The organism is Aeromonas sp. 2692-1 (assembly GCF_013085505.1).
Taxonomy (GTDB): Bacteria; Pseudomonadota; Gammaproteobacteria; order Enterobacterales; family Aeromonadaceae; genus Aeromonas; species Aeromonas hydrophila.
Window position 1 is genome coordinate 4,834,228 of the sequence record NZ_CP038513.1, and the last position, 23,630, is coordinate 4,857,857.

A 23,630-nucleotide genomic window follows, 5' to 3' on the forward strand; every position below is an offset into this window, starting at 1 on the left:
ACACCCCTACACTGATCTGCATTCGACGAATTTCTATTTGCCCCAACAACGTGAAATAAAGGATCTGGTTAATGACCCACGAGCACTATCTGCAGGCGTGGCAGGAGAGCCAGGAGCTCGCCGAAGCCATGCAACCCTTGATCGGTCGCCTCTACCGCCAGCAGGGGATCGAGATCACCCTCTACGGCCGCCCGCTTCAAAACGCCTCCACCATCGATATCCTCAAGGCCCACCGGGTCGTTCGCCGCCACCAGGGAGCCCCCCTCCCGATCCAACAGAGCTTTCCCCTGCTGCAAGCCATCCTGGCCCTGAACCCGACCGCTGCCGAGATCGATCTGGGCAAGCTGGCCGTGGGTTACTGGCAGGATCACCAGGATGAAGCCGGCATCGACGACTACCTGCGTGCCAAGCTGGCACCGGCCCTGGGTCGCGGCGTGCCGGCCCCCACCGACGTGGTGCTGTACGGCTTTGGCCGCATCGGTCGCCTGCTGGCCCGGCTGCTGATCGAGCGCACCGGCGCCGCCAACTCCCTGCGGCTGCGCGCCATCGTGGTACGCGGCGGTCGTGACGGGGATCTGGAGAAACGCGCCAGCCTGCTGCGCCGCGACTCGGTGCACGGCCCCTTCAACGGCTCCATCGAGGTGGATGTGGAACGCAGCGCCATCATCGCCAATGGCACCTTCATCCAGGTGATCTATGCAAACAGCCCGGCCGACATCGACTACACCGCCTACGGCATTCACGATGCGCTGATCGTCGACAACACCGGGGTCTGGCGCGACGAGGCGGGGCTGTCTGAACACCTCAAGGCGCGCGGCGCCGCCCGGGTGCTGCTGACCGCTCCCGGCAAGGGGGAGATGAAGAACGTGGTGTTCGGGGTCAACCACGAGGTGATAGGTCCCGATGACAAGATCATCTCCGCCGCCTCCTGCACCACCAACGCCATCACCCCGGTGCTCAAGGTGATGCAGGACAAGTACGGCATCCGCCACGGCCACGTGGAGACGGTCCACTCCTACACCAACGACCAGAACCTCATCGACAACTATCACAAGGGCGAGCGACGCGGTCGCAGCGCGGCCCTCAACATGGTGATGACCAGCACCGGCGCCGCCAAGGCGGTGGCCAAGGCGCTGCCCGAGCTCAAGGGCAAGCTGACCGGCAACGCCATCCGGGTGCCCACCCCCAACGTCTCACTGGCCATCATCAACCTGTCGCTGGAACAGACCACCGATCGGGAGAGCCTCAACGCCTATCTGCAGCAGATGGCGCTGAGCTCGGCCCTGCATCGCCAGATCGACTTCAGCGCCAGCACCGAGCTGGTCTCTTCCGACATGGTGGGCTCCCGTTTTGCGGGCATCGTCGACTCCCAGGCCACCATCGCCGAGGGGGACCACTGTGTGCTCTACGTATGGTATGACAACGAGTTCGGGTACAGTTGTCAGGTAGTGCGGGTGATGGAGCAGATGGCTGGCGCGGTTCGCCAGGATCTGCCGGCCTGATCCCGATTCGTCATGGCTCAATGTGCAAGGAGAAGGCCGGATGTCGTTTCAACAAGGTGAGTTTCTACAAGCAATCAGGCAGATGCCCGCAGAGGTGTACGAGCGCCTCAAGACGGCGGTCGAGCTTGGCAAGTGGCCCGATGGCAAGCCGCTCACCGACGAGCAGAAGGCCACTTCCCTGCAGGCGGTGATGGCCTGGCAGGCGATGCACCTCGACAACCCCGAGCACATGAACATCGGCCGTGACGGCGAGATAGTGATGAAAAGCAAGAGCGAGCTCAAGCGTCAGTATCGCGACGAGGAAGAGATAGTGCGGGTCGACCTCAACCACTGAGTCAGACCCGCCCGTCACAACTAAAGAGGGGAGCCAATATGGCTCCCCTCTCTTTTTCCTGACATATCCCCCTCATCCCCGGCCCTTCTCCCGCCAGGGGAGAAGGGAGCAGGCTCACGCCCGCGAACAGTAAGCGGGGCACCTGCCGGCGATCTTCATGGCAAACCTCGCCACCTCAATCTATCCCCTCTCCCGCTGGGAGAGGGTTAGGGTGAGGGGAAAACCAGTCAGGGGGTCAGCTCACCACGCAGCGACTGCTGCATCAGCTCGCGGATGCGCGGCGCCGGCAGATCCTGGCTCAGCAGGAAGTGCAGCTTGGTCAGCGCCGCCTCGGCGGTCATGTCGAAGCCCGAGATGACCCCGGCCCGCGACAGGGCGTTGCCGGTGGCATAGCCGCCCATGTTGACCTTGCCGTGCAGGCACTGGCTCAGGTTGACGATGATGACGCCACGGGCCGAGGCCTCGGAGAGCAGCGCCAGCATGGCCGGATTCTGCGGCGCATTGCCCACCCCGAAGGAGAGCAGGATCAGCGCGCGCACCGGCTGCTGCAGGATGTTGGCGATCACCTCGGCCGAGATGCCGGGGTAGAGGGTCACCACGCCGATGGGCTGGGGGGTGATGTCGTGCAGCACCAGCGGCCGCTCGGACGGCACCCCCAGCTCGCCCGCTTCCAGCGAGATGGCGATGCCGGCGTTGAGCAACGGCGGGTAGTTGGGCGAATCGAAGGCGTGGAAGCCGTCGGCGTGCACCTTCTTGCTGCGGTTGCCGCGATAGAGCTGGTTGTTGAAAAACAGCGTCACCTCGTGAATCGGGTAGTTGGCCGCGATGTAGAGGGCGTTGAGCAGGTTCTGCTGCCCGTCGGAGCGCAGCTCGGCGAGCGGGATCTGGGAGCCGGTGATGATGACCGGCTTGTGCAGATCTTCGAGCATGAAGGAGAGCGCCGAGGCGGTGAACGACATGGTGTCGGTGCCGTGCAAAATGACAAAACCGTCGTACTTGTCGTAGTTGCCTTTAATATCCTCGGCGATGCGCTGCCAGTCCGCCGGCGTCATGTCGGAAGAGTCGATGAGGGGCGCATATTCGTGAATATGGTAATCCGGCATCTCGGGGCGATGGAACTCGGGCATCCGCGCCAGACAGTCTTCCATGAAGCCCGCCATCGGCACATAGCCGTGGTCGGAACGCTGCATCCCTATGGTGCCGCCTGTATAGGCGATGTAGATGGACTTCTTCACACCCTCTCCTCTTTGATGGGCACAACACCCGCGAATCGTGGCTGAGCCGGGGCGAAACGGCGGCATCGACTGCCCGCCGCGTTCGCCATGGGCCAAAAGCCCGCTCATGATAGCGCGCCGGGCCGCCGGCTCACATCCCACCAGTGCCGTCCGGCGGGCCAAAAACCGCCGAATTATAGGGACTGGCACTCCAAATGGCAGCCGGGAAATGGCCTGCGGCCGGTATTAAACGGCGACTAACCCAATAGTGTTAAATGTCACAAGATACATCAAGAGTGACCATTTATCTGACAAATGTGGATATAAGTGGTGCTTTTTGCTACTATCCGCTCGATTTTTCATAAATCTCATCTGGAAGCCTGATCTGTTCAGGCCCGCACTGGTCCCATTTTTACGTGGGGCGGGGGCATGTCGCCCCTTCTTTGTTGGCACCTGAGCCACACTGTTTTTATCCCGGCTGAATCTGTGAGTCTGCATCAACGAAAGACACAGCCAATCAACATGGGAGTACTGAATGCTACAACTTGATTCCTACGCCACCCTGGTCGCAGCCACCCTGGTGTTGCTGCTCGGTCGTTTGCTGGTGACCCGAGTCGGGCTGCTGCGAACCTTCAACATCCCCAAGCCGGTTGCCGGCGGTCTGGTGGTCGCCCTGGTGCTGCTGCTGCTGCGCTCCACCCTGCAGATGGAGCTGCAGTTCGATACCAGCCTGCAAACCCCGCTGATGCTGGCGTTCTTCGCCTCCATCGGTCTCTCCGCCGATCTCGCCAGCCTCAAGCGCGGCGGCAAGGCGGTGCTCACCTTCCTGCTGGTGGTCACCGGTCTGCTGCTGGTGCAAAACAGCCTGGGCGTGGGTCTGGCGACCCTGCTCGGTCTGGATCCCCACATGGGGCTGCTGGCTGGCTCCATCACCCTCTCCGGCGGCCACGGCACCGGGGCGGCCTGGGGTGCCACCTTCACCGAGAAGTACGGGGTGCAATCCGCCGCCGAACTGGCCATCGCCTGTGCCACCTTCGGCCTGGTGCTGGGCGGCCTCATCGGCGGCCCGGTCGCCCGCTATCTGGTAAAGAAGGTGAAGGTACCCGGCGAGGAGCACAACCGGGATGACGCGCCGCAAGGCTTCGAGATGCCGGACATGGAGCGCCCGCTCACCACCTTCAGCCTGATCGAGACCCTGGCGCTGATCGCCATCAGCCTGAAGGGGGGCGAGATGCTCTCTGCCTACCTCAAGGGTGGCGCCTTCGAGCTGCCGGTGTTCGTCTGCGTGCTGTTCGTCGGCGTGCTGCTGCGCAACGTGCTGACCCTGCTGAACTGGCACGAGGTGAGCGACCGCGAAGTCTCCCTGCTCGGCAACGTCAGCCTGTCGCTGTTCCTGGCGATGGCGCTGATGAGCCTGCGACTGTGGGATCTGGCCAACCTGGCGCTGCCCATCTTCGTCCTGCTGGCGGCCCAGACCGTGGCCATGGCGCTCTACGCCATCTTCGTCACCTTCCGGGTAATGGGCAGCAACTACGATGCGGCCGTGCTGGCGGCAGGCCATTGTGGTTTTGGTCTCGGGGCCACCCCCACCGCCATTGCCAACATGCAAGCCATCACCCAGCGCTTCGGCCCCTCTCACCTGGCGTTTCTGGTGGTGCCCATGGTGGGCGCCTTCTTCATCGACATCATCAACGCCATGGTGATCAAGCTGTTCCTGGCACTGCCCTTCCTGTAATTCCTTTTCCGTCAGACGTCTATGAACAGAGCCCACCTCTTGGTGGGCTCTGCCTTTTCTGCTCGCCAGCGGCGCCCCCCACCCTTCATGACAGCCCGCGGCGAGCCACATAAACAAAAAGCCCCGCACTCGGCAGAGGGCGGGGCTTTTTCATGGCGGCCGTGCTCGCCGCGTTCAAACACTTACAGGATAAAGGTCGAGACCTGCTGGTTCAGGTCGGTGGCCCGGCCTTTGAGGCTCTCGGCCTGATCCAGATCGCGCATGGCGGCGGCGGTGATCTCGTCGCTCACATCCTTGATGGCGGTGGTGTTCTGGGTGATCTCACCGGTCACCTGGGTCTGCTCCTCGGCGGCCGTGGCGATCTGACCCGCCATGTCGGAGATGAGCGACACCGCCTGAGTGATCTCTTCGAGCGCAGCGGCAGCGGCATCGGCGTCTTTCACGCTGTTGTCCGCCAGCCCCTGGCTGGTCTGCATCAGGCTCACCGCACGGGCCGTGGTCTGCTGCAGGGTCTCGATGGTGGACTGGATCTCCTGGGTGGAGTCCTGAGTGCGGCGCGACAGCACCCGCACCTCGTCCGCCACCACCGCGAAACCGCGACCCTGTTCACCGGCGCGGGCCGCTTCGATGGCGGCGTTCAGCGCCAGCAGGTTGGTCTGCTCGGCGATGCCCTGAATGGTGGAGAGGATGCCGGAGATGGCCTGGGCGTGGCGGCTCAGCTCGCCGATCACCTCGGTCGCCTGCCCCACTTCCTCGGCCAGACCGTTGATGGACTGACGGGTCTGGTTCACCAGCATCTTGCCCTGCTCACTGCTCTGGGCGGATTGCTGGGCCGCGGCGGCGGTGTTCTCGGCGTTGCCGGCGATCTCCATGGTGGCGCTCGCCATCTCGGTGACGGCGGTGGCGACCATGGTCACTTCCTGCTGCTGGCGCTGCAGCTCGTCCACGGCGGCCTGGTTGGTCACCAGACTGCGCTCGGCATCGGCGTTCAGCTCGTTGGCCAGCTTGCGGATATTGCCGATCAGCTGATGCTGGCTACCGACGAAGCGGTTGAAGCTGTTGGCCAGCTGACCCACTTCGTCGTTGGTGTCGATCTTGATGCGCTGGGTCAGATCGCCGTTACCGTCGGCGATGCGCGCCAGGGCCTGGGAGACCTTGCTGAGCGGGCCGAGCAGCATGCTGACCAGCCAGGAGATGGCGAGGATGCTGCCCACCAGCACCAGCAGGGCCAGGCCGAGCTGGGTCATCAGCAGGGAAGAGAGCGGAGCCTCCAGGGTCTCCTTGTCCAGCACCAGCACCAGTTCCCAGTCGGTATCGGGGATGTCCACCGCCCACAGCAGCTTGTCGCGCCCTTCGTTGTCGAAGTAGGCCGGCACCAGGCTGTTGCTGGTCTTGCTCTGCTCGATCAGGGCATTGGTCAGATCGTTGTCGATCTCGGTGGCCGGTTTCATCGCCTTGGCGGCGTCCTTGTAGGCGATGACGGTGCCATCCTTGTGCATCATGATGGCGAAACCGTCGGCCGGCAGCTTCATCTTGGTGACGTCTTCCACCAGCGAGGCGATGGAGAGGTCGCCACCGACCACGCCGCCCTGAGCCGGCTGGGCCAGGGTCACCACCATGATGTTGTAGGCCACATCCAGATAGGGCTTGGTCACGATCAGGCCGCCCTTGCTCATCGCTTCCTGATACCAGCCACGGGAGCGGGGATCGTAACCGTCACGGTTGATGGAAGGATCGGAGTCGTTCATCTTGCCGCCGCTCTCGCCAAAATAGGTGAGCTGGAAGCGGCCGGAGACTTGCGCCTGTTGCAGGGCATTGAGGGGTTCGGCACCGGCCTTGTTGCCGAGCGCCTGAATGACGTCGCGACGGGCCGCGAGCCAGTCACTGACACTGGCGGCCTGCTGGCTGCCGAGGCGTTGTACCTGTTCCTGACTGCCTTGCAGCAACAGGGACTTCTGGCTGGTATAGCTCTGCCAGGAGAGCAGCAGGATCACCAGTGACAGGGCGATCACCACCGACAACAGTATCTTCTGCTTGAGTGATAGGTTTTTCATCATGCGTTCTTCTTATGAGGTCAGGAACAGGATTTCCCAAAAAGTGCACAGCACTGCGTAGTTATTAACGACCCGTCGGCGCAAAACTAAACCGGAAAATGGGCCGGCGGGCGATATTTTCCACCGAGTTGGGGAAAACTGCACCAGAAATTGACTACGAGGCACGCACAAGGACAGCCGACCCTGTTTATTCCTTCCACAATTGGCTAGAATATCCCGTTTTTAAATCACATCGACCCCGAGAGTTTTCACGATGTTTGAAGTCAATCCTGTATTAAACAAGCTTAAGGAGCTGTCTGAGAGGACCGAGCTGCTTAGGGGGTACCTTTGACTATGACGCCAAGAAAGAGCGTCTAGAAGAGGTCAACGCCGAGCTGGAACAGCCGGACGTCTGGAATGAACCCGAGCGCGCACAGGCGCTGGGCAAGGAGCGCGTGGCGCTGGAAAACGTGGTCGGCACCATCGACACCCTGACCCAGGGCGCCGACGACGTGGCCATGCTGGTCGAGCTGGCCGTGGAAGGTGAAGACGAAGACACCTTCAACGAAGCCGTGGCCGAAGCCGACGTGCTGGAAACCAAGCTGGTGGATCTCGAGTTCCGCCGCATGTTCTCCGGTCAGCACGATCCCTCCGACTGCTACATCGACATCCAGTCCGGCTCCGGTGGTACCGAAGCGCAGGATTGGGCCAACATGGTCCTGCGCATGTACCTGCGCTGGGGCGATGCCCACGGCTACAAGCCCGAGCTCATTGAATGCTCCGAAGGCGATGTGGCCGGCATCAAGTCCGCCACCATCAAGTTCACCGGTGAGTATGCCTTCGGCTGGCTGCGTACCGAGACCGGCGTCCACCGCCTGGTGCGCAAATCCCCGTTCGATTCCGGTGGCCGTCGCCACACCTCGTTCTGCTCGGTGTTCGTCTACCCCGAGATCGACGATGACATCGACATCGAGATCAACCCGGCCGACCTGCGTATCGACGTCTACCGTGCCTCCGGCGCCGGTGGTCAGCACGTCAACCGGACCGAATCCGCGGTACGTATTACCCACATTCCTACTGGGGTCGTGGTACAGTGCCAGAACGATCGTTCCCAGCACAAAAACAAAGATCAGTGTATGAAGCAGCTGAAGGCCAAGCTCTACGAGCTGGAAATTCAGAAGCAGAATGCCGAGAAGCAAGCCCTCGAAGAGACCAAGTCCGATATCGGCTGGGGCAGCCAGATCCGTTCCTATGTGCTGGATGATGCGCGCATCAAGGATCTACGTACCGGCGTCGAAACCCGCAACACCCAGGCGGTACTCGACGGCGACTTGGACAAGTTTATCGAAGCTAGCCTGAAATCAGGCCTGTAAAAAAACAGAACAGCAGGAATCACCATGTCTGAACAAACCACTACTCCGGAAGTCGACCAAACTCTCGATCTGAACAACGAGATGCAGGAGCGTCGTTCCAAGCTGGCCGCCTTGCGCGCCCAGGGCAACCCCTTCCCCAACGACTTCCGTCGTGACAGCCTTTCCGGTGATCTGCACGCCGAGTTTGGTGACAAGAGCGCCGACGAACTGGCCGCACTGGGTAAACGGGTGAAGATTGCCGGTCGCATCATGACCCGCCGGATCATGGGCAAGGCATCTTTCGCCACCCTGCAGGACATGGCTGGCAAGATCCAGGTCTACGTCACCCGTGACGACCTGCCGGAAGGCTTCTACAACGAGCAGTTCAAGAAGTGGGATCTGGGCGACATCGTGGGTGTCGAAGGTACCCTGTTCCGCACCAACACAGGCGAACTCTCCGTTCATGTCTCCGACATTCGCCTGCTGACCAAGGCCCTGCGCCCGCTGCCCGAGAAGCACAAAGGTCTGACCGACCAGGAAGCCCGCTGCCGTCAGCGTTACCTGGATCTGATCGCCAACGAAGAGTCCCGCAAGACCTTCGTGACCCGTACCAAGGTCGTGGCCGGTATCCGCAAGTTCCTGAACGACAAGCGCTTCATGGAAGTGGAAACCCCCATGATGCAGGTCATCCCGGGTGGCGCTTCTGCCCGTCCGTTCATCACTCACCACAATGCGCTGGACATCGACATGTACCTGCGTATCGCTCCGGAACTCTACCTGAAGCGTCTGGTGGTCGGTGGTTTCGAGCGTGTCTACGAGATCAACCGCAACTTCCGTAACGAAGGTATCTCCGTTCGCCATAACCCCGAGTTCACCATGCTCGAGTTCTATATGGCCTACGCCGACTACATCGATCTGATGGATCTCACCGAAGAGATGCTGCGCACCCTGGCGCAGGACATCCTGGGCGACACCAAGATCCGTTACGCCAAAGAGGGCGAAGAGGGTCTGACCATCGATTTCGGTCAGCCGTTCCAGCGTCTCTCCATGGTTGACTCCATCCTGAAGTACAACCCGGATGTGACCCGTGACGATTTGGCGACCCTGGAGAAGGCCACCGCCGTCGCCAAGCGCCTGCACATCGAGCTGATGAAGAGCTGGGAACTGGGCCACGTGATCACCGCGATCTTCGAAGAGACCGTGGAGCACATGCTGCTGCAACCGACCTTCATTACCGAGTACCCGGCCGCCGTTTCTCCGCTGGCCCGTCGCAACGACCAGAACCCGGACGTCACCGACCGCTTCGAATTCTTCATCGGCGGCCGCGAGCTGGCCAACGGCTTCTCCGAGCTGAACGATGCGGAAGATCAGGCCGAGCGCTTCCAGGCTCAGGTTGACCAGAAAGCCGCAGGCGATGACGAAGCCATGTTCTACGACGCCGACTTCGTGACCGCACTGGAACACGGTCTGCCGCCGACTGCCGGTCAGGGTATCGGTATCGACCGTCTGGTGATGCTGTTCACCAACAGCCACACCATCCGCGACGTCATCCTGTTCCCGGCTCTGCGTCCACAAAAGTAAGAGCCGAAGAAACAGCCGTCCATCGCAATCAAAACGCCCCGCCACCGCGGGGCGTTTTTTTTATGGCGGACACAAACCGCTGACGAACCTTCAATACACCGCCAGTTTGCCGCTTATCAGGCCACTGGCAGCAGCCACTCCCCCTGCCACAAGGTGACGGCCTGACCGGCCATCAGCACCCGACTCTCCTGCAGTTCTAGCAGCAGCTCACCACCCCGGGCCGAGATCTGGCGGGCCCGCAGCTGCCGTTTGCCGAGCCGCTCGGCCCAGAAGGGCACCAGGGCGCAGTGGTTGGAGCCGGTCACCGGATCCTCATCTACCCCGACCCAGGGGGCGAAGTAGCGGGAGACGAAGTCATGGTCCGGATCGCGCGAGGGCGCCGTCACCATCAGGCCGCGACCGGGCAGCGCGCGCAGGGCCTGAAAATCTGGGGTAAGCGCACGAACCTCCTCCTCGCTGGCCAGCGCCAGCAAGAACTTGGCGCCAGCCGCCAGGGTTTGCAGCGGCTGACAACCGACCGCGGCCGCATAGACCGGATCCAGAATGAGCGGCGCCGTGGCAATGCGCGGGAAATCGAGCCAGATCCACGCCCCTTCGCGCCGGGCCAGCAGCTCGCCGCTGCGGGTCTCGAAGTAAATGACCTCATCCTCTGCCACCGCCCCCCTCTGCCACAGCACGTGGGCCGCTGCCAGGGTACCGTGGCCACAGAGATCCACTTCCAGCTCGGGGGTAAACCAGCGCAGCTGATAGCGGGCATGGCCAAGGGGCACCAGAAAGGCGGTCTCCGACAGGTTGAACTCGGCCGCCATGGCCAGCAGGGTGGCATCCGGCTGGCTCGGCCCCAGCGCCACCACCGCCGGGTTGCCGCCAAAGGGGTGCCGGCTGAAGGCATTGACATGAAACAAGCTGATGGTCGACATTCACGCTTCCTGTGTGGGTAATACGGGTTCATTCATCGCCCTTTATACCATGAGAGCCCTGTCGACCTGAGTCGCCTTGCGACCCTCTCCATCGCCTTTTTAATGCAGTAATAGAATAAAAAAGACATTTTTATTCTTTGTTGTTATCCATCACACCCCTTAACCTGACCAAAAATCAGACCATGGAAGACGTGTGTGATGCAATTGAAGGACTCCCTGACCAACCTGACTCCCCTCTCTGACGAGCAGCAGCGACAGCTGAGCCAGGCGCTATCGACCCTCAATACCCAGCAACTGGCCTGGGTCAGCGGTTATCTCTACGGTCTCTCCCAGGCGGGCAGCCAGCCTACCGTAACCGGCGCAGCCGCCACAGCCCCCAGCGGCAATCTGACCATTCTCTACGGCTCCCAGACCGGCAACGCCAAGGGCGTGGCCAGCGCCATCAAGGCGCAGGCCGAGGCGCGCGGCCTGCCGGTGACCCTCACCTCCATGGCGGACTACAAACCCAAGCAGCTCAAGAAAGAGACCCACCTGCTGGTGGTAGTGAGCACTTACGGGGAGGGTGAACCGCCGGAGAGCGCAGTCGATCTGTTCGAGCAGCTCAAGAAGGGCAAGGTCGGCAAGCTGGAAGGGCTCAAGTTCGCCGTGCTGGGGCTGGGTGACAGCTCCTATGAATTCTTCTGCCAGACCGGCAAGGACTTTGACAGCCTGCTGACCAAGGCCGGCGCCGATCGGGTGCATGAGCTCGCCAGCCTGGACGTGGATTATCAGGATGCCGCCAAGGCGTGGGGTGAACAGGCGCTCAATGCCATTGCCGCCACCCTCTCCGCCGGTCCCGCCGGCAGCAGCGTGGCCAGTGCGGTACAGCAGGCGGTCGGCCACAGCCAATACAGCAAGGAGAACCCCTTCCCGGCCAAACTCTCGGTCAATCAGAAGATCACCGGCCGCGACTCGACCAAGGATATCCGTCACATCGAGATCAGCCTTGAAGAGTCCGGCATCCGCTACCAGCCGGGCGATGCCCTCGGCATCTGGTTTGACAACGACCCCGCACTGGTGAACGAGGTGCTGGCGCTGGCCGGTCTCTCCGGCGACGAGGCCACCGCCCGCGGCAGCCTGCGCGAAGTGCTCAGCCGCGAGCTGGAGCTGACCCGCTTGCACGGCGGCTTTATCACAGGACTCGCTGATATATCGGGCAACGCGGCACTGAAAGATCTGGCTGGCGACAAGGCCCAGGTCAACGCGCTGGTGGCCTCTGCCCAGGTGGTGGATGTACTGAAACGCTTCCCGACCGCGCTCACAGCCGAACAGCTGCTGGACCTGCTGCGCCCGCTCACCCCGCGCCTCTACTCCATCGCCTCCAGCCAAAGCGAGGTGGAAGAGGAGGTGCACCTGACCGTCGGCGTGGTGCGCTACCCACAGGAAGACGGCACTGTGCGCAGCGGCGCCGCCTCCTCCTACCTGGCGGATCGGCTGGCTGAAGATGCCGAGGTGCGGGTGTTCGTCGAGCACAACGACAACTTCCGCCTGCCGTCAAACCCCGACACCCCCGTCATCATGGTGGGCCCGGGTACCGGCATCGCCCCGTTTCGCGCCTTCCTGCAGGAGCGCGAGGCCCAGGGGGCCGAAGGCAACAACTGGCTGTTCTTCGGCAACCCGCACTTCACCCAGGATTTCCTCTATCAGGTGGAGTGGCAGCGCTATGTGAAGAGCGGGCTGCTCAGCAAGATCTCGCTGGCCTTCAGCCGGGATCAGGCCGAGAAGGTCTATGTACAGCACCGCCTGCGGGAAGCGGGCCAGGAGCTCTACCAGTGGCTGGAAGCAGGCGCTCACTTCTATGTGTGCGGCGATGCCAACCAGATGGCGAAAGATGTGCAGGAAGCCCTGCTGGATGTGATTGCGGAACATGGCCACAAGAGCCGTGAGGAAGCAGAAGAGTATTTGAGCGAATTGCGTCGTGCCAAACGTTATCAAAGGGATGTCTATTGATGAGCAAACAACTGATTCCGGGACCGGTGGAAGGACCGCTGGCCGACAACGAACGTCTGAAACGCGAGAGCGATCACCTGCGCGGCACCATAGCGCAGGATCTCACAGACCCGCTCACCGGTGGCTTCAACGGCGACAACTTCCAGCTGATCCGCTTTCACGGCATGTACCAGCAGGATGACCGCGACATCCGCCCGGAGCGCACCGCCCAGAAGCTGGAGCCGCTGCACAACGTCATGCTGCGCGCCCGCCTGCCCGGCGGCATCATCACCCCGGCCCAGTGGCAGGTGATCGACAAGTTCGCCGAGGATCACAGCCTGTACGGCAGCATCCGCCTGACTACCCGCCAGACCTTCCAGTTCCACGGGGTGCTCAAGCGCGACATCAAGATGATGCACCAGACCCTCAACAGCACCGGCATCGACAGCATAGCCACCGCCGGCGACGTGAACCGCAACGTGCTCTGTACCAGCAACCCGGTGGAGTCAGAGCTGCATCAGGAGGCCTACGAGTGGGCCAAGAAGATCTCCGAGCACCTGCTGCCCAAGACCCGCGCCTACGTGGAGATCTGGCTGGACGGCGAGAAGCTGGGGGGTGACGAAGAGCCGATCCTGGGTTCCAACTACCTGCCGCGCAAGTTCAAGACCACTGTGGTGATCCCGCCCCACAACGACGTGGACATCCACGCCAACGATCTCAACTTCGTGGCCATCAGTGATCACGGCAAGCTGGTGGGCTTCAACGTGCTGGTGGGCGGGGGTCTGGCCATGACCCACGGCGACACCAGCACCTACCCGCGCAAGGCGAGCGATTTCGGCTTCGTGCCGCTCTCCCACGTGCTGGAAGTGGCGGCCGCCGTAGTCAGCACCCAGCGCGACTGGGGCAACCGGGTCAACCGCAAGAACGCCAAGACCAAGTACACCCTCGAGCGCGTCGGCGTCGAGGCCTTCAAGGCCGAGGTGGAGAGCCGCGCCGGCATCCAGTTCGGACCGGTACGCCCCTATGAGTTCACCAGCCGTGGCGATCGCTTCGGTTGGGTAGAGGGGATCGACGGCAAGCACCACCTGACCCTGTTTATCGAGAACGGCCGCCTGCTGGACTTCCCGGGCAAGCCCCTCAAGACCGGCATGCTGGAGATCGCCAAGGTGCATCAGGGGGATTTTCGCCTCACCGCCAACCAGAACCTGATCATCGCAGGCGTACCTGCCGGCGAGAAGGCCCGCATCGAAGCACTGGCACGCCAGTACGGCCTGCTGGATGACGGCGTGAGCGAACAGCGCAAGCAGTCCATGGCCTGCGTGGCCCTGCCCACCTGCCCGCTGGCGATGGCCGAGGCCGAGCGCATGCTGCCGGCTTTCGTCACCGACATCGAGGGGCTGCTGGCCAAACACGGCCTGGCCGATGATGCCATCATCTTCCGGGTCACCGGCTGCCCCAACGGCTGCGGCCGCGCCATGCTGGCGGAGGTGGGTCTGGTGGGCAAGGCGCCGGGGCGCTACAACCTGCACCTGGGTGGCAACCTCGAGGGGACCCGCATCCCGCGTCTGCACCTGGAGAACATCACCGAGCCGCAGATCCTGACCGAGCTGGATGCCCTGATCGGCCGCTGGGCCAAGGATCGCAACGCGGGCGAGTGCTTCGGCGACTTCGTCATCCGCGCCGGCATCATAGCCCCGGTCATCGACTCCGCGAGGGACTTCTATGCAGCCTGATCAGACCGATACAGAGCGGCTGGCGCGCACCGCCGACGGCCGGCTCGACCTCGACGCCCTGCTGGCCTTGAGTCGCGAGGAGCAGGTCGAAGCGCTGGCCCCCATCAATCGGGCTCTCGATGCCATCAGCGCCCCCGAGCGGGTGCGCTGGGCCCTGGCCAATCTGCCGGGGGAGCACGTGCTGTCATCGAGCTTCGGCATCCAGGCAGCGCTGATGCTGCACCTGGTGAGCCGCGAGCGGGCCGGTGTGCCGGTGGTGCTGACCGATACCGGTTATCTGTTCCCCGAGACCTACCGTTTCATCGACGAGCTGACCGAGCGGCTCGCCCTCAACCTCAAAATCTACCGGGCCGAGCTCAGTCCGGCCTGGCAGGAGGCCCGCTTCGGCCTCTTGTGGGAGCAGGGGGTGGAGGGGATCACCCGCTACAACCAGCTCAACAAGGTGGAGCCGATGGACCGCGCCCTGAACGAGCTGGGTGCCCGCACCTGGTTCTCGGGCCTGCGCCGGGAGCAATCCGGCAGCCGGGGCAAGTTGCCGGTGCTGGCCATCCAGCGCGGCCGCTTCAAGTTCCTGCCGGTGATCGACTGGAGCAACAAGGACGTCTTCTACTACTTCAAGGAGTTCGACCTGCCCTACCACCCGCTGTGGGAGCAGGGCTACCTGTCGGTGGGCGACGTGCACACCACCACCAAGTGGGAGCCCGGCATGAGCGAGGAGCAGACCCGCTTCTTCGGCCTCAAGCGCGAATGCGGCCTGCACGAGGAGAACGGCGAGAACGACGGCTCCGGCATCTGAGCCAGGCTGTCCACCCGCACGGCGCCCATAAAAAACGCCCGGCAACTGCCGGGCGTTTTAATTTTCGCAAAAGGGTGGCATTCCACCCCTCATTACTTGGCGGCGGCGCGCGCCTGGGTCAGCCAGTCGTTCACCAGCACCTCGTGGCCCTTGAGCCAGGCGTCGGCATGACGCTCCACGTCCGCCGGCTTGTTCTGCCCCTTGTTCATCAGGCCGTTCTGGACGTTGATGTCATTGAGCGGCAGCTTGACGATGGAGAACAGCCTGGCGGCTGCCGGGTTGGCCTCGGCGAACTGCTTGTTGGCAACGATGTGCATGGTGTTGACCGGGAAGCCATAGTTCTTGCCGTTCGGCAGCCGGGTCTTGGCCGCGTCAGGGCCGTCGGCGGGCACCTCCAGCCACACCACGTCCTTGCCCGGCACCAGCTCGCTGCTGAGCCAGTAGGGAGTCCAGGTGTAGTAGAGCACCGGCTTGCCGGCCTGGTAACGGGCACGGGTATCGGCGATCAGCGCCGCGTAGTTGCCCTGCTTGTGGGTGACGGTCGGGGTCAGACCAAAGCCGGCCAGATGACGGTTGATCGCCTCTTCGCAGCCCCAGCCCGGGTTGCAGCCCACCAGATCGGCCTTGCCGTCGCCATCGCTGTCAAACAGCGCCGCCAGCTTGGGATCCTTGAGCTGACCCAGGTTGGTGATGCCGTAGCGGGTCGCGGTCTGCTTGTCGATGAGATAGCCCTGGGCGGCCCCGGCCACATAGGTGCCCTCACGGAAGAACACCTTGTCACCGCCAGCCTGTTCGTACTTGTTGTTTTGCAGCGGTATCCAGTTGAAGGCGAGAAAGGTGCCATCCCCCTGCGCCACCGAGGCGTAGGCCACGTTGTAGTCCACCTCCTGGGCTGGCTGGACGTCATAGCCCAGGCGCGCCATCAGCTTGCTGACCAGCAGGGTCTGAAAGCTCTCCTCCGGCAACGAGCTCTGCAGGGGCTGGACGCGCACGCCCTCCCCCGGCAGCTCGGTGCTGGCCATGGCGAGCGGGCCGAGCAGTTGGGAGCTCAACAGCAGGGAACCCAGGGTCAGCGTCTTGGTGATGAGTCTCATGCATTTACTCCTTTGTAATCGATTGACTTGTCGCGGCCGAGCAGGCGCAGCAGCAGGGCGGCGGGGCCGCGTTGATACCAGCGGCCGCTACGGCTGCGATCCGGCTGTCCCATCGCCTGGGTCAGGCGGTCGAGCACGATGGCCAGCAGCACGATGCCGAGGCCACCGATGGAGGCGAGACCCATGTCGAGTCGGCCGATGCCGCGCAGCACCATCTGGCCTAGGCCCCCCACCGCGATCATGGAGGCGATCACCACCATGGAGAGCGCCAGCATCAGGGTCTGGTTGACCCCGGCCATGATGGTGGGCATGGCGAGCGGCAGCTGTACCTTGAACAGCAGCTGGGAGGGGCTGGCGCCGAACGAGTGGGCCGCCTCCACCAGATCGGCTGGCACCTGGCGAATGCCCAGCATGGTGAGCCGGATCATCGGCGGCAGCGCGAAGATGACAGTCACCACCACCCCGGGCACGTTGCCGATGCCAAACAGCATGACGATGGGGATGAGGTAGACGAAGGCCGGGGTGGTCTGCATCGCATCCAGCAGCGGCCGGGTCCAGCGCGACAGTCGCTCGCTCCTCGCCAGCAGGATGCCGACCGGCAGCCCGATCAGCACGCAGAAGAACAGCGAGGTCAGCACCAGCGACAGGGTCACCATGGCATCAGACCAGGCGCCGATAAGCCCCACCACCACCAGTGAGAACAGGGTTCCCAGCGCCATGCGACCGTTCACCAGTTGCCAGGCGATCAGGGTCAGCAGGCCGATCATCAGGGTGGAGGGCACCGTCTGCAGCAGATGAGTCATGCCGCCCAGCGCCAGCTCCACCGGCGCTCGGATCAGCTGGAACAGCGGCCGCAGGTTATCCACCAGCCAGCCGATGCCGCCCTCGACCCAGCTATCCAGCGGCACCAGCGCCTGCTGGAAGGGATCCAGCCAGTCGACGGCGGCTGTGGTGTCAACCGCCTCGATCTGGTTCTGCCAGTCGGTCGCCTCAGTGTCGGTACTGCCCCAGGGATCGGCCACCTCGGTGGCAGCCGCACTGGCCCCCCAGGGGTCGACAGCAGCCTCATCGGCACGCAGGGAGGGGCTCGCCAGCAGCACTAGGGCCAGCAGCCCGCTCAGTAAAAAATGGGGATTCATCCGCTTCATGCCGGGGTACTCCTGTCCAGGGTGTTCAGCAGGTTGGCCTTGGAGATGAGGCCCAGGTAAGTGCCATCCTCCTCGACCACGGGCACCTGACAGGGGGCGGCCGCCACCTGGCTGATCAGTTCGTTGAGGGCGGTGTCCGCCAGAATGGGCTGGATGTCCGCCAGCAGCGCCTGCTCCAGGCTGCCTTTGGCCCTGACCGCCTGACCGAGCGACTCCACTGAGACGACCCCGATGAAGCGACGCCGGCGATCCACCACATAACCGAACTCCCGCTCCTGCTCCTTGAGCTGGCGCAGGGCGTTGCCCGGCCCGTCGGTGGTGTGCTTCTTGATGAGCGGCATCTGCTTGCGGCTGGCCACGTCGCGGGCGCTGAACACGTTGGCGAGATCCACCCCGCGAAAGAAGGCGCGCACATAGTCGTTGGCGGGCTGGTTGAGGATCTCGTCCGGGGTGCCGACCTGCACCAGCTGGCCGTCCTGCATGATGGCAATGCGATCGCCGATGCGCATCGCCTCGTCCAGATCGTGGGAGATGAAGATGATGGTGCGCTGCTGGCTGGCCTGCAGCTTGAGCAGCTCATCCTGCATCTCGGTGCGGATCAGCGGATCCAGCGCGGAGAAAGCCTCGTCCATCAGCAGGATATCGGGGTCGTTGGCCAGCGCGCGGGCCAGGCCGACCCGCTGCTTCATGCCGCCGGAGAGGGCATCGGGGAAGGCATCGATCCACTGACCCAAGCCCACCTGATGGAGCGCCTGGCGGGCGCTCTGCTGACGCTCCGCCAGCGGCACACCGGCCAGCTCCAGCCCGAAGGCGGTGTTTTCCAGCACGCTCAGGTGCGGCATCAGGGCGAAGGACTGGAATACCATGCTGATCTTCTTGCGCCGCACCTGACGCAGCTCGCTGTCGGAGATGGCAGCGATGTCCTCGCCATCGATCAGCACCTGGCCGCGGGTCGGCTCGATCAGCCGGTTGAAGAGACGCACCAGGGTGGACTTGCCCGAGCCGGAGAGGCCCATCACCACGAAGATCTCCCCTTCGTCGATGGCCAGATTGACATCCTGGACCCCCAGGGTCTGCCCGGTTTTTTGCAGGATGCTGGCGCGGTCATGCCCTTTCGCCAGCAATTTGAACGCTTTTTCCGGCTGATCGCCGAAGATTTTGTAGAGTGATTTAACCTCGAGTTTGACTGTCATATTGTCCTTTTTTCTTGGCCGACGACTTGCTTGGCAAACCGTCGAACGTGAGCCAATTACTTTTAACACTAAGTAATTTAAAACCAAAACAAAAGAACCAAAAGAGTCCACGCACACATAAAAACAAATAATTTGTTTATTTTCAATGCATTGAGATTGTACATAAAAATATAAATTGATATAACCAGGCCGCGCCACACGAAATAACTCATTAGACAACTAATGGATTTTGTATTTTGATAAACCAAGAAAGGTGGAAATTTGGCAGATTGGAGGGGACCGCCAGACAGGATCCGGCACAGCCCGAGGGGATGGGTAAATGATTACAGCTCTATTGATAGGCAAGCAAAAGATAAGGGAATGCGGGAAGACGGTTGAGCGAAGCAATGAGAGTGCCCCACCTGCCGGACAGCCCTGTGAAAAAGGACTGCAAAATACCGAGGCTAGATAACAGGCCATGCCCTGTTATCTAGCAACCAGTAGGAAACCTTTTTGAATTGCCTTGTACGAGCTTTTGCAATAGTAACCGCAGTCACTGTTATCTTGTTTTCATGTGGTCTTGAGTACATCACCCCGCCGTGGTGGCCACTTAGGGAGACCTTGGGCCAGTACCGCCTCCAGATCGTGCAGACCAGGCCAGACACCGGATGCGGCGGATGCGGGGGGCTGGCACATTTGTGCCAACAATGTCGGAGCTTCGGGATAGTGAGTGGCAAAGTGGCGCGGCAGGGCTTCATAAGGCCACACCTCGGCGGGATCCTCCAGCGCAGGTGGCAGCACATCAAAAGGCGCGACCATCAGGGGATGACGAACTACCGGCAAGGGCAACCCCGCCCATTGACGCAGGCGTAATACCAACAGTACCTCCAGCGGCCAGTAGTGCCACCAGCCGATGATCGCCTCCCCTCGATGAAAACGGGGATCCTTGAGCCCGCCGTAAGTGTGCAAATGGCATGCCTGGGTCAACAAGTGTCCCACCGTTCCTACATCTTCACTGTCCCACAAGGTCAACAGCGCCAGATAGAGCGGTTCTTGGGCTAAGTCGACGCCCAGTGGCAAGGGCCTCCACCCCAGAAAGCGGCTTGTTAGCTGCAAGGCAAAGGTTTCTATAAAATAGGGGCGAATATATTCATTCGCGATGCAAATAGCCGGGGCGCTATGAGCCAACGCCACACAATCAGTCAAACGACGGCGATCACCAAGTAAAGCTAGGTGCATTGCCACAAAGCCTATACGATGAAATTTGAAACCAGCATCGGGTTTTAATTGACCAGATTGTTTACTTCGATACAGCTCTATCTGGTAGTAACACACCAGTTGCCAATAGAGCAGAGGATAGCGGCGATATGCCGTTTGTGGCCAACGGCCTGCCAGCAGGCTTGTACCCAGCAAGTGATCCAGCTCCGCCAAGCAAACGCTCTCGACCATTGGTAGCACCGCGTATTCATCCCCTTCAGGAACGGGGATATTGGCGAGCGTTTTATCAATCCATTGTCTATCTGCATCGTAAAAATAATTTTCACTTGAAACCCTTGTTAGCAGCTTTTTACGACAATAGGGTTCTCGCTTGGGAAAACGGGGCCAGGAAGCGTAATCAAATTGGGCGAGCAGGGTGGTCAGGCAAGGAGACATACAGATTCTCTTATGGGGTCGATGAGGATGCCGTGGCACTCTTTCTGCGCGGTGTGGGAGCATCACCCCGCTGTGGCGGCCATTTGGGCACACCACGTGATAGCACCTGTTCCAGTTCACTCAGCGTTGGCCAGACACCTGGCGTGGCGGATGCGGGGGGCTGGCACATTTGTGCCAACAATGTCGGAGCTTCGGGATAGTGAGTGGCAAAGTGGCGCGGCAGGGCTTCGTAAGGCCACACCTCGGCGGGATCCTCCAGCGCAGGTGGCAGCACATCAAAAGGCGCGACCATCAGGGGATGATGAACTACCGGCAAGGGCAACCCCGCCCATTGACGCAGGCGTAATACCAACAGCACCTCCAGCGGCCAGTAGCACCACCAGCCGATGATCGCCTCCTCTCGATGGAAACGGGGATCCTTGAGCTTGCCGTAAGTGTGCAAATGGCATGCCTGGGTCAACAAGTGTCCCACCATCCCCACATCTTCACTGTCCCACAAGGTCAACAGCGCCAGATAAAGCGGCTCCTGGGCCAAGTCGACGCCCAGTGGCAAGGGCACCCACCCCAGAAAGCGGCTGGTTAACTGCAAGGCAAAGGTCTCTATAAAATAGGGACGAATATACCTGGTAGCTGGGCAGATAGCCGGGGCGCTATGGACCAATGCCACACAATCCGTCAAACGACGGCGATCACCGAGCAAGGCCAGCAGCATCGCCACATACCCCATGCGCCCAAAGTCAAATCCTGCATGAGGTTGCAACTGATTCAACTGTCTGCTGCGATGCAACTCTATCTGGTAGTAACGCACCAGTTGCCAATAGAGCAGCGGATAGCGGCGATATGCCGTTTGTGACCAACGGCCTGCCAGCAGGCTTGTTCCCACCAAGTGATCCAGCTCCGCCAGGCAAACACTCTCAACCCTTGGCAGCAACGCGTATTCATCCCCTTCAGGAACGGGGATATTGGCGAGCGTCTTGTCAATCCATTGTCTATCTGCATCGTAAAAATAATTTTCACTTGAAACCCTTGTTAGCAGCTTTTTACGACAATAGGGTTCTCGCTTGGGAAAACGGGGCCAGGAAGCGTAATCAAATTGGGCGAGCAGGGTGGTCAGGCAAGGAGACATACAGATTCTCTTATGGGGTCGATGAGGATGCCGTGGCACTCTTTCTGCGCGGTGTGGGAGCATCACCCCGCTGTGGCGGCCATTTGGGCACACCACGTGATAGCACCTGTTCCAGTTCACTCAGCGTTGGCCAGACACCTGGTGTGGCGGATGCGGGGGGCTGGCACATTTGCGCCAACAGTGCCGGGGCTTCGGGATAGTGAGTGGCAAAGTGGCGCGGCAGGGTTTCGTAAGGCCACACCTCGGCGGGATCCTCCAGCGCAGGTGGCAGCACATCAAAAGGCGCAGCCATCAGGGGATGCTCTACTACCGGCAAGGACAACCCCGCCCATTGACGCAGGCGCAATACCAGCAGCACCTCCAGCGGCCAGTAGTGCCACCAGCCGATGATCGCCTCCTTTCGATGGAAACGGGGATCCTTGAGCTCGCCGTAAGTGTGCAAATGACATGCCTGGGTCAACAAATATCCCACCGTGCCCACATCTTCACTGTCCCACAAGGTCAACAGCGCCAGATAGAGCGGCTCCTGAGCCAAGTCGACGCCCAGTGGCAAGGGCCCCCATCCCAGAAAGCGACTGGTGAGCTGCAAGGCAAAGGTTTCTATAAAATAGGGGCGAATAAACTTAGTCGCTGGGCAGATAGCCGGGGCGCTATGAGCCAATGCCACACAATCCGTCAAACGACGGCGATCACCGAGCAAGGCCAGCAACATCGCCACATACCCCATGCGCCCAAAGTCAAATCCTGCATGAGGCTGCAACAGGTTCAACTGTCTGCTGCGATGCAACTCTATCTGGTAGTAACGCACCAGTTGCCAATAGAGCAGCGGATAGCGGCGATATTCTGTATGTGGCCAACGGCCTGCCAGCAGGCTTGTACCCAGCAAGTGATCCAGCTCCGCCAGGCAAACACTCTCAACCCTTGGCAACACCGCGTATGCATCCCCTTCAGGAACGGGGATATTGGCGAGCGTCTTATCAATCCATTGTCGATCTCTATCGTAAAATTGATTCTCACTTGAAGCCCTCGCTAGCAGCTTCTTACGACAATAGGGTTCTCGCTTGGGAAAGCGGGGCCAGGAAGCGTAATCAAATTGGGCGAGCAGGGTGACAATAGGCACTGTTGAATCACTATCCATGTCATTCACTCAAAAAACGTCAATCCATTATTGAATAGAGGTCACACGACCATACTGGTCTCAGCGCCGCTGCCAGGTCTCGAAACAGTAGGAGTGGGGATTCTTCTCGTCAGGCTGATGTGACTCGCGCTCGATGCACGACCAGTCGCCCTCGTCGAAGGCCGGGAAGCGGGTATCCCCCTCCACCGCCAGATCGATGCGGGTCAGATAGAGCCTGTCGGCCCGTGGCAGCAGCTGGCCGTAGAGATGACCGCCCCCGATCACTATCAGCTCGGCCACGTCGCTGCCGGCCAGCAGCGCCAGCGCCGCCTCCACCGAATCGATGACCTCCACGCCGTCGGCCCGGTAGTCGGGGTTGCGGCTGATCACCAGATTGCGGCGGCCAGGCAGCGGCCGCCCGATGGATTCAAAGGTCTTGCGCCCCATCAGCACCGGCTTGCCCAGGGTCACCCGCTTGAAGTGGGCCAGGTCCGCCGGCAAGTGCCAGGGCATCTGGTTGTCCAGCCCTATCACCCGATCGTGGGCCATGGCGGCAATCATGGAAATCATCATGGGGTCAACCTCTCGAACCGTCGGTCAGATAATGGGGCGGTTACGGTACACGACCAGAGAGGGGATCGCCAAACCGAAACTGAGGGCCCCCACGATAAACAGCGCCTTGAGGCCGTTCTCCACCGCGCTCTGGATAAGCTCCATGGTCACCCCGGAGATATTGAGCTCCACCACCGCGATCATCGCCTTGAACGCATAGCTGCCCGGGATCATGGGGATGATGGAGGCAACGCTGAACACCGGGCGCGGTGCCAGCAGCCGGCGCGACCAGTAGACGCAGACAAAGCCGACCGTGGTCGCCGCCGCCAGGGTGGCCCACTCGATGGGCATGCCCTGATGGATCAGCAGGGTGCGCAGACTGTGAGCCAGCGCGCCGCCCATGGCGCAGTACTTCAACATCCGTGGCGGCACGTTGAACAGCATGGCAAACCCCACCGCCGGAATGGCCGACCAGAAGGCATCCTTGGCCAGCAGCCAGATGAAATCCATCATACCTTCCACCCCCAGATGCCGGTCACCGACATGGCGAGAATAATCCCGATATGGTTCCGCGCGCTGATGGATAGCCGGTTTGCCCCG

Annotated in this window: 19 protein-coding genes; 8 read left to right on the plus strand and 11 right to left on the minus strand. The window is 61.6% G+C overall.

What is annotated here, in order from left to right; genetic code table 11:
* Positions 1–71: 71 nt before the first annotated feature.
* Positions 72–1,502 carry a glyceraldehyde-3-phosphate dehydrogenase gene (locus tag E5E97_RS22540; RefSeq protein ID WP_017409322.1) on the plus strand — a complete coding sequence of 477 codons (1,431 nt, stop codon included), beginning with the start codon at positions 72–74 and terminating at the stop codon, positions 1,500–1,502.
* A 40-nt stretch (positions 1,503–1,542) separates the two neighbouring features.
* Positions 1,543–1,836: a YeaC family protein gene (locus E5E97_RS22545; protein WP_011707127.1), complete on the plus strand. Its 294-nt coding sequence runs from the start codon at positions 1,543–1,545 to the stop codon at positions 1,834–1,836.
* 227 nt (positions 1,837–2,063) lie between these two features.
* Here the strand turns inward: E5E97_RS22545 and ansA are convergent, their stop codons facing one another.
* Positions 2,064–3,071 (minus strand): asparaginase, encoded by a 1,008-nt coding sequence (gene ansA / locus E5E97_RS22550; protein WP_011707130.1) that lies wholly within the window; start codon positions 3,069–3,071, stop codon positions 2,064–2,066.
* A 514-nt stretch (positions 3,072–3,585) separates the two neighbouring features.
* Between ansA and gltS the strand changes: the two genes are divergently transcribed.
* Entirely contained in the window at positions 3,586–4,785 is a 1,200-nt protein-coding gene (gene gltS, locus E5E97_RS22555) for a sodium/glutamate symporter (protein ID WP_016351764.1), read from the plus strand.
* 182 nt (positions 4,786–4,967) lie between these two features.
* Here gltS and E5E97_RS22560 read toward each other — a convergent pair whose 3' ends face one another.
* The gene (locus tag E5E97_RS22560) at positions 4,968–6,839 is read right to left on the minus strand and encodes a methyl-accepting chemotaxis protein (protein ID WP_011707132.1); all 1,872 of its coding nucleotides are present in this window, start codon (positions 6,837–6,839) and stop codon (positions 4,968–4,970) included.
* 253 nt (positions 6,840–7,092) lie between these two features.
* Between E5E97_RS22560 and prfB the strand changes: the two genes are divergently transcribed.
* Both prfB and lysS read left to right on the plus strand, forming a co-directional pair.
* Positions 7,093–8,191 (plus strand): peptide chain release factor 2 gene (gene prfB, locus E5E97_RS22565; RefSeq protein WP_011707133.1). Its coding sequence is split into 2 segments (ribosomal slippage): positions 7,093–7,167 and positions 7,169–8,191, totalling 1,098 coding nucleotides; the frame shifts between segments, so codons are not numbered across the junction.
* 24 nt (positions 8,192–8,215) lie between these two features.
* Positions 8,216–9,751 (plus strand): lysine--tRNA ligase, encoded by a 1,536-nt coding sequence (gene lysS, locus E5E97_RS22570; RefSeq protein ID WP_011707134.1) that lies wholly within the window; start codon positions 8,216–8,218, stop codon positions 9,749–9,751.
* 116 nt (positions 9,752–9,867) lie between these two features.
* Here lysS and E5E97_RS22575 read toward each other — a convergent pair whose 3' ends face one another.
* The gene (locus E5E97_RS22575; RefSeq protein WP_171281138.1) at positions 9,868–10,671 is read right to left on the minus strand and encodes a PhzF family phenazine biosynthesis protein; all 804 of its coding nucleotides are present in this window, start codon (positions 10,669–10,671) and stop codon (positions 9,868–9,870) included.
* Between the two features lie 198 nt (positions 10,672–10,869).
* Between E5E97_RS22575 and E5E97_RS22580 the strand changes: the two genes are divergently transcribed.
* Genes E5E97_RS22580 through E5E97_RS22590 form a run of 3 tightly spaced genes read left to right on the plus strand, consistent with a single transcriptional unit; the run spans position 10,870 to position 15,168 of the window.
* Positions 10,870–12,660, plus strand: coding sequence for an assimilatory sulfite reductase (NADPH) flavoprotein subunit (locus E5E97_RS22580; RefSeq protein WP_171281257.1), 1,791 nt, complete (start codon positions 10,870–10,872; stop codon positions 12,658–12,660).
* Positions 12,660–14,372, plus strand: a complete 1,713-nt coding sequence (cysI, locus tag E5E97_RS22585; protein ID WP_171281139.1) for an assimilatory sulfite reductase (NADPH) hemoprotein subunit — start codon at positions 12,660–12,662, stop codon at positions 14,370–14,372. Before E5E97_RS22580 ends, cysI begins: the two co-directional genes overlap by 1 nt.
* Positions 14,362–15,168 carry a phosphoadenylyl-sulfate reductase gene (locus E5E97_RS22590; protein ID WP_011707138.1) on the plus strand — a complete coding sequence of 269 codons (807 nt, stop codon included), beginning with the start codon at positions 14,362–14,364 and terminating at the stop codon, positions 15,166–15,168. The genes cysI and E5E97_RS22590 overlap by 11 nt, the downstream gene beginning before the upstream one ends.
* 92 nt (positions 15,169–15,260) lie before the next feature.
* Here the strand turns inward: E5E97_RS22590 and proX are convergent, their stop codons facing one another.
* From proX to E5E97_RS22630, 8 genes are all read right to left on the minus strand, one after another.
* Complete coding sequence (gene proX / locus E5E97_RS22595; RefSeq protein WP_043120942.1) at positions 15,261–16,262, minus strand: glycine betaine/L-proline ABC transporter substrate-binding protein ProX; 1,002 nt, start codon at positions 16,260–16,262, stop codon at positions 15,261–15,263.
* Positions 16,259–17,410: a glycine betaine/L-proline ABC transporter permease ProW gene (gene proW / locus E5E97_RS22600; RefSeq protein WP_171281140.1), complete on the minus strand. Its 1,152-nt coding sequence runs from the start codon at positions 17,408–17,410 to the stop codon at positions 16,259–16,261. The genes proX and proW overlap by 4 nt, the downstream gene beginning before the upstream one ends.
* Positions 17,407–18,603 (minus strand): glycine betaine/L-proline ABC transporter ATP-binding protein ProV, encoded by a 1,197-nt coding sequence (gene proV, locus E5E97_RS22605; RefSeq protein ID WP_171281141.1) that lies wholly within the window; start codon positions 18,601–18,603, stop codon positions 17,407–17,409. Before proV ends, proW begins: the two co-directional genes overlap by 4 nt.
* A 549-nt stretch (positions 18,604–19,152) precedes the next feature.
* On the minus strand, positions 19,153–20,235 hold the full coding sequence (locus E5E97_RS22610; RefSeq protein ID WP_171281142.1) for a hypothetical protein: 1,083 nt from the start codon (positions 20,233–20,235) through the stop codon (positions 19,153–19,155).
* A 10-nt stretch (positions 20,236–20,245) separates the two neighbouring features.
* Entirely contained in the window at positions 20,246–21,361 is a 1,116-nt protein-coding gene (locus E5E97_RS22615; protein ID WP_171281143.1) for a hypothetical protein, read from the minus strand.
* 10 nt (positions 21,362–21,371) lie between these two features.
* A complete protein-coding gene (locus E5E97_RS22620) occupies positions 21,372–22,499 on the minus strand; it encodes a hypothetical protein (protein WP_171281144.1) in 1,128 nt (375 codons plus the stop codon).
* Positions 22,500–22,559: 60 nt separating this feature from the next.
* Positions 22,560–23,051, minus strand: a complete 492-nt coding sequence (folA, locus tag E5E97_RS22625; RefSeq protein WP_171281145.1) for a type 3 dihydrofolate reductase — start codon at positions 23,049–23,051, stop codon at positions 22,560–22,562.
* 24 nt (positions 23,052–23,075) lie between these two features.
* Positions 23,076–23,543, minus strand: coding sequence for a threonine/serine exporter family protein (locus E5E97_RS22630; protein ID WP_011707143.1), 468 nt, complete (start codon positions 23,541–23,543; stop codon positions 23,076–23,078).
* Positions 23,544–23,630 lie beyond the last annotated feature (87 nt).